The following is a 12,069-nucleotide window of genomic DNA, read 5'->3' as shown; positions in this document are numbered from 1 at the left end:
CGCCTTTGGTTAGGTTACGCGCCGATCAGCGCAACACGTTCAAGAGGTCCTGCACCATCGAATTCGCGGTCGTGATCACCTTGGTGTTGGCCGAATAGGCCTGCTGGGTCACGATCAGCTTGGTGAATTCGTCGGCGATGTCGGTGTTGGATCCCTCCAGCGACGAGCCGCTGATGGTGCCCGAAGCGCCATCGATGGCGTCTCCCGACTGTTCAGTCGCGGCATAAGCGCCGCCGTCGAGCGCCTTCAGATAGTTTGTGCCGTTGAAATGCGATAGCTGGACCTGAGCGAGGTTGAGGTTCTGGCCGTTCGAGAAGGTTCCGACCACGATGCCATTGTTGTTGACGGCAACCGAGCGGAGCTGACCGGCGGAATAGCCGTTCTGGGTGATGGTGTTGATGGTCACCGCGCCGCTCGTGCTGGCATATTGCGTTAGCCCGCCCGAGGAGATGTTGAAGGCGACGGAGCCGAGCGACTGGCCGCTCACGCTGACATTGTTGATGGTGATGCCCGAGCCGCTCGGCGAGGTCAGCGAGCCGTCCGAGGCAAAAGTGAAGGCCTGGCCGGTATTGACCCAGCCGACCGTCGTGCCGGTCGCATTCGGGTCGGTCTGGTAGAACAGGTTCCAGGTATCGGAATGGCCCGCGCCCAACGAAGCGCTGTCGGTCTTGGCCCAGCGCAATTGCAGATTCACCGGCGTGCCGGCGGCGTTGTAGGCGGTCACGGCACCGCCGCTGATCGATTCCTTGGTGAAGGTGGCGATGTCGTTGCCGATCACACCGCCGGTGCCGGCGGTGCCGCCGCCGTCGCGATTCTTGGTGATGGTCGAGGTGAAGCCGAGCGCGGCAAAGGCCGCGCTGTTCGAGCTCGACACTGTGAGATTAGAGACGGTGCCGGTATTCAGCGTGATCACGCCACCGCTGCTCACCGACGACCCCGACCCGCCGGAGAGTGCATCGATCTTGCCGAGCAGGGTCGTGATGTTGTCGGTGATGTTGATCTGGTTCGGGCCCGAGGCACCCGAGGCGACGAAGGTCAGCGTCTGACCGTTGACGGTGATCGTGTCGGCGGGCGGGCCTGCGGAAAAACCCGACGAGAGCACTTGGGCGCCGCCGGCGGTCGCCGTGCCGCTCAGCACCGTTGAGCCCGAGATCGCGGGCGAGGACAGCACGTTTCCGCCGCGCGTCACGCTGCTGATGCCGAGCGCGGTGGCTGCCGTGCCGCTGCCCACCGCCACGTCGGTGCCGGTACCGCTGGAGATCACGATGTTGCCGCTGGCGGAGAGGGACGCCGTGACACCGGCGCCGCCGGCGGTCTGGATCGCGTTCAGGATGTCCGCCACCGTAGCCGTCGTACCCGCACCGAGACCGATCGTGGTGTTGCTGCCGACCGTCGAGACCGTCGTGCCGGCGTTGAAGGTGACCGTGTTGCCGTTAATGGTCAGCGTCTGGCCGCTCAGCGCGGTGAGAATGCTAGAGGCGAGATGCGTACCTACCGTGTTGTCGAGGGACGTGGTGGTCGAAGCCACGGCGGACGAATTGTTCTGAAGCGCAACCGTACCCGTGCCCGTGGTCGACGAGTAGGGCGAGCGGACGTTGCCGGTCGCCGCCGCGCCGGAGACCTTTGCGTTGGCATAGGGTGCGGGCGGTGTGCCGACGGGCAACGGATTGGCGGCGAAGTCGGATGGGTTCAGTCCACCAGCGGCCAGCAGCGTGCCCGTCGCCGCCGTCGTGCTCGCCACCGTGTTCGGCTGCGTCGGCAGGTTCCCGGCGTACTGGATCGAGGTGGTCGCCTGCGCCGGAATGAAATTGTTCTGGAATTGCAGGACGGTCGCCACGTTGCCCTGCGGATTGCCCGTCTTCGGGTCGACCGTGACGCCCATCAGGTAATAACCGGCGCCATTGACCAGATTGCCGTTGGCATTGAGCTGGAAGTCGCCACGCCTGGTGTAGTAGGTGACGCCGCTGAACACCGGTACGTTGTCGACGACGCCGGTCGCCTTCTGGATCGAGAAGAAACCGTCGCCGGTGATTGCCATGTTGGTGGCGACGGTGGACGACGAGATCGTTCCCTGCGTCGTGATGGTGGCCTTGGCGTTGGCCGTCACGCCGCCTGCGACCTGCTTGCTCGGCACGGACGAGTCGGGAATGAGATCGACGAAGCTGGTGCCGATGCCCTTGTAACCGGTGGTCGATGAGTTCGCGATGTTGCCGGAAATGTTCTGAAGCGCGAACGACTGCGCCTGCAGGCCACCCACCGAGGTGTTCATTGCATCGAAGATACCCATAACTTTGTCTCCAAATCCGATCCCGGCGGCCGGTCGAGCCTGGCCGCAGTCGGAGGAGACAGTCGCAAAGGCTATGCCAATGCAGGTATCTTCAGGAAATCAACGACTTAAATGAACATGCCCCAGTCGGATGACCGGGGCACAATTGCCGGGCCGGCAACAATTGCCGGGATGCCATAGCGTTTTCGAGCGAAGTGGCTACCGGTTCGCGTGAAGAAGACGCCTCAAAAAAAGCCCTACGTCGCCGACGCCGCCGCGGGATGGAAGACCAGCCCGAAACCGTCGATGCAGTAGCGCAGACCGGTTGGTTTCGGACCGTCGTCGAAGACGTGGCCGAGATGGCCGCCGCAGCGGCGGCAATGCACTTCGGTGCGGACCATGCCGTAAGCACGGTCCTCTGTCTTGCCGACATTGCCCTCGATCGGCTGGTAGAAGCTCGGCCAACCGGTGCCGCTCTCGAACTTGGTGTCGGAGCTAAACAGCGGCAGGTCGCAGCCGGCGCAGGCGAAAATGCCCTTGCGATGCTCCTTGAGCAGTGGGCTGGAGCCGGGCCGCTCGGTGCCGTGATTGCGCAGGATCTCATATTGCTGCGGCGTGAGCTGGGCACGCCATTCGGCCTCCGTCTTCACGATCTCGAACTTTTCCGCGGCCTTCTCGCCAGCCTCGGCCGGCGATGCCCTCAGCCAGCGGAAGGCCGAAAGGCCGAACAGCCCGGCGGCAGTCGATAGCAGGATGCGGCGATCAAACATCTCATTCTCCGTGCGGGAGCGTTCACGCCCTGAGATACGGGCTTCTGACGGCCGATGTTACACTTCCGGGCGGAATTATTCTCGGGTCTATTGCGAGACGCTGTCCTCCTGCGGGGCTGGTTCCGCGGCCTGGGCCGCAGCTCGTGGCGGCGGTGCCGGCCGTGGCCGGACCCCGGGCGGCGGACGGCGCGGACCGGTGCCAGCCGCCCGGTTGGCTTCGGCGAGGCGCGCCTCGCGTTTCCCGTTCTTGACCCGCGCCCGCTCGCGGTAGCGGGCGAGCGAGCCGGCGGCCGCGGAACTCGCCCTGCCCCAGAGCCCGACCAATTGGCCGGCGACCCGTCCGGTCATCCCTCCCGCCCAGACCAGCTCGAAGGGCGAAAACAGGCGCCAGCGTTCATCACCCCGCAGGATGCTGCGCGCGATCAACTGTCCGGCCATGGCCGAGGTGTTCATGCCCTGGCGGCCGAACCCGCTCGCCACCCACAGGCCTTTGCGCAGTTGGCCGATCTGCGGCATGCCGTGCACCGTCTGGCCGGTGGCGCCGCCGAACATATCGGTGATCTCGACATTGCCGAGCTGGGGAAAGATCGTGCGGATCCGCCGCCTGACCGCGCCGGCGAAGCGCTGCGGACGCGCCGCCCAGGTGGTCTGCGGGCTCTCCCACATCAGCCGGTCGCCGTCGACGATACGAAAATGGTCGATGCCGCCGGAGTCCATCACCGATCCCTTGAAGGCGGTGATCTCGTGCACGCGCTCGCCAAGCGGCGCGGTGATGCCGGCATAGCGCCAGACCGGAAGCAACGTCTCCGACAAACGCCGCAGGGGCGCGCCGAGATGGATGTTGCCGGCGAGCACGATATGGCTCGCGCGCAGCCGCGCCGAGGGCGTGACGATGCGCTTGCGGATGCCGGAATGATCGATGCTGACGACCGGGGTATCCTCGAAGATGCTGGCGCCTGCCCGCCGCGCCAGTGCCGCAAGGCCGTGCACATATTTGCGGCCGTCGACCTGGAACGCGCGGGGATAATGGATGCCGTGGAAGTATCGATCGGTCTTGAGCACCGCTCGGACGCGATCGACCTGCCAGCCCTCGACCTCGGTATCGAAATCCTCGTGCAGCATCTGCAGCCGGCTGATCAGCCGGTCGCCGTCATGGACATTCGACACTTCCAGCGCGCCCTCGCGGAGGCCGATCCCCGGCATGTTCTCTTCGGTGGCGTTGGCGCGGACGAACTCGGCGCCCTGCTTCGACAGCGTCCACAATTCGCGCGCGTCCTCAAGACCGACGCGCTCGATCAGATCCGCGAGCGACAGTGCAAAGCCCGGCATCACGGTGCCGAGCTGGTTGCCGGAGGCGTTCCAACCGATATGGCGGCCCTCGAGCACCGCGACACTGGCCCCGAGCCGGGCCGCCTCCAGCGCGACCGAGAGGCCGGCAAGCCCCGCCCCGATCACGCAGATGTCGGCATCGAGATCGAACGTCAGCCGCGTCCGCTCGCGAAAGCCGGCTTCTTCCTGGGACACGCTTGTGAAAGTCTCGCTCATGTCGTTTCTTAACGGAGCCATCAGGCGCTTGTCACCTTGTCCTCAACCCGCGCCTGTAGATTATCGTGGACGCGTAACGATTCGAGAATGCCATGCGCCGTTTGATGCTGCTGCGTCACGCGAAGACCGAGACCGACGCACCGAGCGGCCGTGACCAGGATCGCCGGCTCGACGACCGCGGCCACAGGGATGCTGCGCAGATGGGCGACTGGATCGCCGCCCATCCGCCCTTCCCCGAGACCGTGCTGGTGTCGCATGCCGTCCGGGCCCGGCAGACCTGGGACATCGCCTGGGAGGCAATGAAGGACCGCGTCGCTGCGCCGCAGGTCGAGGTCCTGCCGGAACTTTATGGCGCCGATCCCGCGCAGATCCTGGACGCCATTCGCACTGCAACCGCCCCGGCCGACCCAAAGCAATTGCTGCTGGTCGGCCACAATCCCGGCATGCACGAGGTCGCGCTCATGCTTATGGGCGGCGGCGATCCGGCCGGCGCGCGGGCACTCGGCGACAACCTGCCTACCGCGGGGCTTGCGATCTTCGACTTTGACGTCAAGGATTGGGGTGACGTGGCCTACCGCCGCGGCAAACTGGTGCTGTTGGTCAGCCCCAAGCTGCTTCGATCGGGATGATCGCGCGACGTACCGCCAAGACGTGCTGACCGAAAGATTGGAGGCGCAGATGTTCAAGTCCATCCTCGTGCCCATTGACCTCGCTGACACCGATCTCGCCAAGCCGGCGATCGCAACCGCGGCGACGTTGTCGCAAACCTGGGGCGGCGTTGTACGCCTGCTCAACGTGCTGCCGATGACGCCGGTGATGCTGGCCGAATACGTGCCGGCCGATTTCGACGAGCAGCAGCGCCAGACCTCGGAAGAAGCGCTCGCCATCGTCGCGCGGGAGTCCGGGATCGAACCCTCCCGCATCTCCAGCGTGGTGCGCCAGGGCGGCATCTACCACGAGATCCTGGAGGAAGCGGTGCACATGAAAGCCGACCTGATCGTGATGACCTCGCACAGGCCGGCGATGCGCACCTATTTCCTCGGCTCCAACGCCGGGCACGTCGTGCGCTACGCCAAATGCTCGGTGCTGGTGGTCAGGCACTGAGCTCAGAGCAATGTCGTGAAGCAATGGTGGCGGAGATGGACCTATGAGGTCCCGCTTGCGGTCGGCGACGCACTATGGGAGGTGCTGGTCGTGCGGCTGGCCGCGCTGCTGGACAGACTGACGGTGCGGAAGTTGATCGCCTCCATCCCCGTCGCGATCATTGTGCTGGCCTACTATCACAGAATCCCGATTCCGCCGGAGCTGATGCTGGTCGGCGACTTCCTCGCTTATGTCGACATTTTCTCGGTGCTGTTCCTGGTAGGTATGCTGAGCCGCGTCACGACGGTCATGTTCTTCGTCAAACAAGCGGCAGCACACGTCGCCCAGCTCACCGGCGGTGTCGTCGCACATATGCAACGTCTCGATATCCGGCATCGACGTGAACGGGGCGCCTGGTCGAGACCACACCGCAAATCCGACCGGCCCGAGCACGACCTCACGGCCTTTGAGCGCGACCGGGCTCAGATCCAGCAACGGGCGGTTTTGCGAGAACCGCCCGTTTGCACATTCTGGCAGATTTCCCAGACACAAGAGCGCGACATAGGCCGTTCCAACCGTCCGCGCAGGGAAGGCCGGGATGTCTCCGGTTGCCCTGTTGTCCGCTATGCATGAAGCACACGCAATCTGCTCTTGGCATGGCGGTCCATGGAAGCCAACCGGCTCCCGGTCTTCCCCCCGTCTTCCCTGCCCCTCTTTCAATTATGAGGGCAAGGCACCGAAGCAAAGCTCGGGCGAACAAGCCGCGAGGATGCGAAGGTGTGTCTGCCACCACACACTCGCTGTCATCGCCCGGCTCGACCGAGCGATCCGGTACGCCGAGACGGCAGTGATTGAACAGAGACGCCGCGGCGTACTGATTCCCCGCCGGGGCCTGTCATCGGGCTCGCCGAAGGCGAGACCCGGTGGCGGGGAATGACGGCGTCACCTGGAGAATCAGGCCGCCGCCTCTTGATCGTCATCGCGAGGAGCCCTTGCGACGCAGCGCGTCCGGGACACGCGAAGGGCGAACGCCGTCACCCACCCTTCGCCATTGTCATCGTCTCACAAATACCGCGTCAGCTCGGCCTTGAACTGCCCGTAGACGGCGTCCTCGATCTGGCTGCGCGTGATGCCGATATCGCGCAGGGCGCGGTCGTCGAGTTGGTTCAGCGTCTTGACGGCGGAGCGGCGCTCGAGGCGGTCGAACAGCGCATAGGTGGCGGCGACGAGCGTGCTGAAAAATCCGCGTGATGAGGAGGGGCGTAAACTCCGCTCGGCAGTTTGCGAGATCGTGGTCATTGTTCTTCTCCGGCATGCTGTCCCGCGCGGCGAAGCCGATGCCGTTGGCGCAGACGCTTCGAGCGCTTGCACCTCATTTGCCGCGGGATTGCTCTCGCTCTCCTCGGCTCGCGGAACTTGATGGAACTTAAATGCTTCAGTACACTGATCGGAGCAAGTAAAACATTGCTCTCGGTGCAATAATGTCCAAGTTCGAGTACGTGAAGCTCGCCGATTCCATTGCGGCCGATATCACTAACGGCACGTTAAGGCCTGGCGACCGGCTGCCGCCGCAGCGCAATTTTGCTTATGACCGCGGCATCGCGGTCTCGACCGCGAGCCGGGTTTACACCGAATTGCTCCGTCGCGGGCTCGTCGTCGGTGAGGTCGGCCGCGGTACCTTCATCTCCGGCGATGTCAGGCGCGAAGTCGAGACGATCAGGGAGCCCGTGGACGCGCGCATCAATTTCGAGGTCAATTATCCGCTGCTGCCGCAGCAATGGGCGATGATCGCCAAGAGCCTTGCAGGGCTCGAGCGCGTCGACGCGCTCGAATCCGCGCTGCGCGTCTCGACCAGCACCGGCACCAAGAGCGCGCGCGTTGCGGCCGCCGCCTACCTCGCACGCAAGGATTTCGCGCCGCAGGCCGAGCAGATTTTCTTTACCGCCAACGGCAAGCAGTCACTCGCGGCCGCGCTCGCAGCGCTCGTCCCCACCGGGGGCCGCTGCGGTGTCGAGGCGCTGACATATCCTTACGTGAAGAGCATCGCCGCGCGGCTCGGCGTGACGCTGGTCCCGATCCCGATGGACGAGCACGGCGCGCGGCCCGACGCCATCCAGAAAGCGCATCGCGAAGCCCACCTGTCGGCGCTGTATCTCCAGCCCATCATCCAGAACCCGCTCGGCGTTACCATGAACGCAACGCGGCGCGCCGATATCATGCGCATCGCCGAGAAGCTCGATCTCACCATCATCGAGGACGCCGTCTACGGCTTCCTCGCCGACGACACGCCGCTCGCAGCGCTCGGGCCCGACCGCTGTATCGTGCTCGACAGCCTGTCCAAGAAGGTCGCGCCCGGCCTTGCGCTCGGCATCCTGGTCGCGCCGCCGCATCTGCGCGAGAGCGTGATGAGCGCGATCCGCACCGGCGGCTGGATCGCCTCCGGCCACGCGCTGGCGTCCGGGCAGCGGCTGATGGCCGACGGCACCGTCGCCGAGCTGACAAGGCTGAAGCGCATCGACGCCGCACGCCGCCAGCAGACCGCAGCGAGGCTCTTGGCCGGCTACCAGCTCGCCGCCGATCCGCGCGCCTATCATCTTTGGCTGACGCTGCCACCGCATTGGCGTTCGCAGACCTTCGTCGCCGCGGCAGCCCGGCGCGGCATCGCGCTGACGCCGTCCTCGACCTTCGCGATTGCTCATGGTCATGCACCGAATGCGGTGCGGCTCGCGCTCGCGCCGCCCTCGCCCGAGCAGCTCGATTCCGGCCTGCGCACGATCGTTTCGCTGCTCGGCACCAAGGAAGAGGATTTTGACTCGACGGAGTAGCGATCTATCTATGGCAGCAAGGACCGGGGTAGTTGATCGAAGCTGTAGCTCCGCGGCCGGTTGCGCCGGACGAAGCCGCCGACCCGCCAGGCGAACAGCGCGGCAAAGCCGAGAATGAACAGCGCGCCCGCGAACTCGCCGATCATCAGCGCGCGGATCAACAGCACCGCCATCGCCACCGTCAGCACCGCAAGGAAGACCAGCACCGCCGCATAGGCCATGCGGCCGAGGCCCGCGCTCAGCGTCGCCCGGCTGCCGGCCTTGGCCATGCGTGCATGCAGCGCGACGATGAACTGGCGAAAACCGCTGTCCTGCGGCGCCATCAGCGCGGCCGTTTGCCAGCTCGTCGACAGGATCGCGATGCGCCGACCATCGGCGTGGCTGACGTCGGCGCGAAAGCGGTGCTGCTGCATCGACACTGGGCGGAACGACAGCCGGATCGCGCTGATCTCGTCATAGCGCCACAGCGCGGAGCGCCCGGCGATGTGCCAGGACAGGCCCTCGTCCGTCAGCTCGAAACGGTGGGCCGAACCGATCAGCGAGGCCTTATAGGCATAGCTCGTGACTGCGTCAGCATCCGAAACCTGCATCTCGACATCGATCCCGTCCTCGCGATCCCGTCAGCGATCCGCTTGCGCGAACGCCCTCGCCCATCCTACAAGCGGGGCATGGCTGAGACGACCTTTTTTCCGCGCCGCCTGATTCTCGGCGCTGCCCTGATCTCCGGCGTGCTGCTCGCGCTCGCGGTGCATATGCTGGGCGCGCGCTACGGGCTCGACCTCGGCGGTCTCTGGCGCGCCGACACGCATGAGTTCATCCCGGCCGGCGCGGCGATCGCATGGTGGCTGATCGCCACCGTCGGCTTTTCCGGCGGCTATTTCACGGCATCATTGATGCAGAGCGCCGTCTCCGGCCAGATCCCGCAACGGATGCGCCAATTCCTGATCGCAGTCGGCGTGCTGCTGCTCGCGGGCGCGGGCCAGGCGGCCTCAGCACCGAGCCCGATCCCAACGGTCTCGGGTGTCCTGGCCGGGCTCGCTGCGCTGTGCCTCGGCGCTGTGATGGCATTTTGCGGCGCGCATTTTGCGTTGCGCCGCGGCTAGGCCATCACGCCGACGCGAGTAGCCGCGGCCGATCCAGCATGATCGCGATATCGGAAGCAGGCCGCGGCTTGCTGAACAGATAGCCTTGCGCCTGGGTACAGCCTTCACGCCGGAGCAGCTCGAGCTGCGCGTCATTCTCGACACCTTCCGCCGTGGTGACGATACCGAGGCTGCGGCCGAGGCCGGTCACAGCGCGGATGATCGCCATGGAATCCTCGCGCGTCGCCAGCTCCGACACGAACGAACGATCGATCTTGATCTTGTCGAACGGGAAGCTGCGCAAATAGCTCAGGGACGAATAGCCGGTGCCGAAATCGTCGAGCGAGATCCGCACGCCCATCGCGCGCAGCTCGTGCAGGGTCGTCAGCGTCGCCTCGCTGTTCTGGAGCAGCACTGATTCGGTGATCTCGAGCTCGAGGCGGCGCGCATCAAGTCCCGAGAGGGCCAGCGCCTCGGTCACCGATGCGATCAGGTTCGGGCTCTTGAACTGCACCGGCGACAAGTTGACGGCGACGTCGACATCGTCGGGCCAGGTCGCCGCGTCGGTGCAGGCGGAGCGCAGCACGAACTCGCCGAGCTGAACGATGAGCCCGGTCTCCTCGGCCAGCGGGATGAAGCTGATCGGTGCGATCAGCCCGCGCTGCGGGTGATTCCAGCGCAGCAGCGCCTCGAAGGCGACGACGCGGCCGCTCGCGACGTCACGGATCGGCTGATAATACGCCACGAACTCGTCACGTTGCAGCGCCGCGCGCAGATCCATTTCAAGGAGGCGCCGCGCCTGCGCGCGCGCATCCATGCCGGTCTCGAAGAAGCGATAGGTGCCACGGCCGTCCGCCTTGGCGCGGTAGAGCGCGAGGTCTGCGTTCTTCAGGAGCTCGTCCGGATGGCTGCCATCCTGCGGCGATAGCGAGATGCCGATCGAGACGCCGATCACGATCTGGTGGTCGTCGATCTCGTAAGGCGCCGAGATCACCTCGACGAGGCGCCCGGCAAGCGATCTCGCAGCGGTTTCCTCGGAACGTCCGATCTGGACCACCGCAAACTCGTCGCCGCCGAGCCGCGCCACGGTGTCGTGCTCGCCGACGGTGGCCTTCAGCCTGCGGCCGACTTCCTTTAGCAGCGCATCGCCGATGGGGTGGCCGAGCGAGTCGTTGATGTCCTTGAAGTGATCGAGATCGAGACAAAGCACCGCGAGCTGCTCGCCCGACCTGGTCCGGCGCAGCCCATGCTCGAGCTGTTCGTGGAACAGCACGCGGTTCGGCAGGCTGGTCAGCGCATCATGGCGCGCCATGTGCGAGATCTTGGCCTGCGCCTCCAGCCATTCGGTGATGTCCTCGAAAGTGGCGACCCAGCCGCCGCCCTGCATCGGCTGGTTGACCACCCGGATCGAGCGGCCGAACCGGTTGACGACGTCGGTCGTGGTGCGTCCCTCCCGCGCGTCGGCGACGAGGCGGGCGAAGAATTGATCCGCGTCGCCCTGCCACTGGCCCTTCGCCTGCTCTTCCCTAAGCACGTCGACCAAAAGGCGGCCGGTGAGCAGGATGTCGGTGCGACGGAGCATCGCGGCATAGCGCTCGTTGAAGAGGATGATCTTGCCGTTGGCGTCGAACATGCACAGTCCTTGCGACATGTTCTCGAGCGCGCTGTCCAGCACGATCTGCTGGCGCCCCAATTCGCCCTTGGCGCGGCGGTCGAGCAGCGCGGCCACGAGCGCAATCGCGATGATCGCAACCGCAGCGCTGGCGGTGAGGAAGGACAGCGAGGCCGGCGGGATGGAGAGCCCGCTGATCGCGCGGGTCGGGTCTGGCGTCAGCAGCACCGCGCCCATCGCGGTGAAATGATGCGCGACAATGGCAAGCGTCAGCAGCGCAGTCGCGCTCAGCGCATGGGAGAGGTCGTCGCGCCGCGCGGCGATGAACAATGCGAAGCCCGCAAAGACGATTCCGAACAGCACCGAGGCGGCAACCGTGCTTCCGATCCAGGCCACCTGCGCCGGAATCTCCAGCGCCGCCATGCCGGTGTAGTGCATCGCCGCGACACCAGAGCCGACAATCGCGCCGCCGAGGGCGATCCACGCCGGGCGCGAGGACGATACCGCGATGCTCAGCCCCACGAAGGTCACGGAGATCGCAAGGATCAAGGAGAGGAGCGTCACCGGGATGTTGTAGGCGCCGGCACCGCCCGGCCCGTAGGCGAGCATCGCGATGAAATGCGTCGCCCAGATGCCGCATCCGCTGACGACGGCATCCAGGGCGATCCAGACCAGACGTCCGGGGCCCTGCGTCGCGCGTGCGCGCTGGAACAGGCTGATTGCCGCCGCGCTGGCGAGCAGACACACCGCAGCGCCAAGCGCGACCAGTCGCCAATCGTGCTCGTCGGTGAGACAGAAGAGAACTTGATACATCGCCGGCCCCTATCGACCGGCACTTGAGCCGACAGAGATGGACGATTGGTAACTGGCTACAAACCTGCTCCGG

General features: G+C 65.6%; 11 protein-coding genes. 5 read left to right on the top strand and 6 right to left on the bottom strand.

What is annotated here, in order from left to right:
• Positions 1-25 precede the first annotated feature (25 nt).
• The 3 genes from IVA87_RS17490 to IVA87_RS17480 form a co-directional block, all read right to left on the bottom strand.
• A complete protein-coding gene (locus IVA87_RS17490) occupies positions 26-2,287 on the bottom strand; it encodes a flagellar hook-basal body complex protein (RefSeq protein WP_247334410.1) in 2,262 nt (753 codons plus the stop codon).
• 236 nt (positions 2,288-2,523) lie between these two features.
• Complete coding sequence (gene msrB, locus IVA87_RS17485; RefSeq protein ID WP_247278681.1) at positions 2,524-3,036, bottom strand: peptide-methionine (R)-S-oxide reductase MsrB; 513 nt, start codon at positions 3,034-3,036, stop codon at positions 2,524-2,526.
• 87 nt (positions 3,037-3,123) lie between these two features.
• Positions 3,124-4,581 (bottom strand): FAD-binding oxidoreductase, encoded by a 1,458-nt coding sequence (locus IVA87_RS17480; protein ID WP_247334408.1) that lies wholly within the window; start codon positions 4,579-4,581, stop codon positions 3,124-3,126.
• Positions 4,582-4,673: 92 nt separating this feature from the next.
• Here IVA87_RS17480 and IVA87_RS17475 point away from each other — a divergent pair, with 92 nt between their 5' ends.
• The 3 genes from IVA87_RS17475 to IVA87_RS17465 are packed head-to-tail and all read left to right on the top strand — an operon-like array spanning position 4,674 to position 6,297.
• A complete protein-coding gene (locus tag IVA87_RS17475) occupies positions 4,674-5,210 on the top strand; it encodes a histidine phosphatase family protein (protein WP_247300133.1) in 537 nt (178 codons plus the stop codon).
• Positions 5,211-5,259: 49 nt separating this feature from the next.
• Positions 5,260-5,685: a universal stress protein gene (locus tag IVA87_RS17470; RefSeq protein WP_247278684.1), complete on the top strand. Its 426-nt coding sequence runs from the start codon at positions 5,260-5,262 to the stop codon at positions 5,683-5,685.
• 15 nt (positions 5,686-5,700) lie between these two features.
• Positions 5,701-6,297 carry a hypothetical protein gene (locus IVA87_RS17465; protein WP_247334406.1) on the top strand — a complete coding sequence of 199 codons (597 nt, stop codon included), beginning with the start codon at positions 5,701-5,703 and terminating at the stop codon, positions 6,295-6,297.
• A gap of 429 nt (positions 6,298-6,726) precedes the next feature.
• Here the strand turns inward: IVA87_RS17465 and IVA87_RS17460 are convergent, their stop codons facing one another.
• Positions 6,727-6,963 (bottom strand): DUF1127 domain-containing protein, encoded by a 237-nt coding sequence (locus tag IVA87_RS17460; protein ID WP_247300137.1) that lies wholly within the window; start codon positions 6,961-6,963, stop codon positions 6,727-6,729.
• Positions 6,964-7,145: 182 nt separating this feature from the next.
• On the opposite strand from IVA87_RS17460, the gene IVA87_RS17455 reads away from it, so the two are divergent.
• On the top strand, positions 7,146-8,489 hold the full coding sequence (locus IVA87_RS17455; RefSeq protein ID WP_247334404.1) for a PLP-dependent aminotransferase family protein: 1,344 nt from the start codon (positions 7,146-7,148) through the stop codon (positions 8,487-8,489).
• 8 nt (positions 8,490-8,497) lie between these two features.
• Here the strand turns inward: IVA87_RS17455 and IVA87_RS17450 are convergent, their stop codons facing one another.
• Complete coding sequence (locus tag IVA87_RS17450; protein ID WP_247278688.1) at positions 8,498-9,079, bottom strand: hypothetical protein; 582 nt, start codon at positions 9,077-9,079, stop codon at positions 8,498-8,500.
• Positions 9,080-9,157: 78 nt separating this feature from the next.
• On the opposite strand from IVA87_RS17450, the gene IVA87_RS17445 reads away from it, so the two are divergent.
• A complete protein-coding gene (locus IVA87_RS17445) occupies positions 9,158-9,592 on the top strand; it encodes a hypothetical protein (protein ID WP_247278689.1) in 435 nt (144 codons plus the stop codon).
• 4 nt (positions 9,593-9,596) lie between these two features.
• Here IVA87_RS17445 and IVA87_RS17440 read toward each other — a convergent pair whose 3' ends face one another.
• Positions 9,597-11,996, bottom strand: a complete 2,400-nt coding sequence (locus IVA87_RS17440) for an EAL domain-containing protein (RefSeq protein WP_247300142.1) — start codon at positions 11,994-11,996, stop codon at positions 9,597-9,599.
• Positions 11,997-12,069: the final 73 nt, after the last annotated feature.

The organism is Bradyrhizobium sp. 147, assembly GCF_023073935.1.
GTDB lineage: Bacteria > Pseudomonadota > Alphaproteobacteria > Rhizobiales > Xanthobacteraceae > Bradyrhizobium.
The sequence above is the reverse complement of the archived record's forward strand: the minus strand, read 5'-3'. Positions and strand labels throughout refer to the sequence as shown.

Bases quoted from the DNA above. Each gene is read 5' to 3' on its own strand.
- IVA87_RS17475 (WP_247300133.1), top strand. From the start codon at position 4,674: ATGCGCCGTTTGATGCTGCTGCGTCACGCGAAGACCGAGACCGACGCA.
- IVA87_RS17490 (WP_247334410.1), bottom strand. From the start codon at position 2,287: ATGGGTATCTTCGATGCAATGAACACCTCGGTGGGTGGCCTGCAGGCG.
- IVA87_RS17480 (WP_247334408.1), bottom strand. From the start codon at position 4,581: ATGAGCGAGACTTTCACAAGCGTGTCCCAGGAAGAAGCCGGCTTTCGC.
- IVA87_RS17470 (WP_247278684.1), top strand. From the start codon at position 5,260: ATGTTCAAGTCCATCCTCGTGCCCATTGACCTCGCTGACACCGATCTC.
- IVA87_RS17440 (WP_247300142.1), bottom strand. From the start codon at position 11,996: ATGTATCAAGTTCTCTTCTGTCTCACCGACGAGCACGATTGGCGACTG.
- IVA87_RS17460 (WP_247300137.1), bottom strand. From the start codon at position 6,963: ATGACCACGATCTCGCAAACTGCCGAGCGGAGTTTACGCCCCTCCTCA.
- IVA87_RS17445 (WP_247278689.1), top strand. From the start codon at position 9,158: ATGGCTGAGACGACCTTTTTTCCGCGCCGCCTGATTCTCGGCGCTGCC.
- msrB (WP_247278681.1), bottom strand. From the start codon at position 3,036: ATGTTTGATCGCCGCATCCTGCTATCGACTGCCGCCGGGCTGTTCGGC.
- IVA87_RS17455 (WP_247334404.1), top strand. From the start codon at position 7,146: ATGTCCAAGTTCGAGTACGTGAAGCTCGCCGATTCCATTGCGGCCGAT.
- IVA87_RS17450 (WP_247278688.1), bottom strand. From the start codon at position 9,079: ATGCAGGTTTCGGATGCTGACGCAGTCACGAGCTATGCCTATAAGGCC.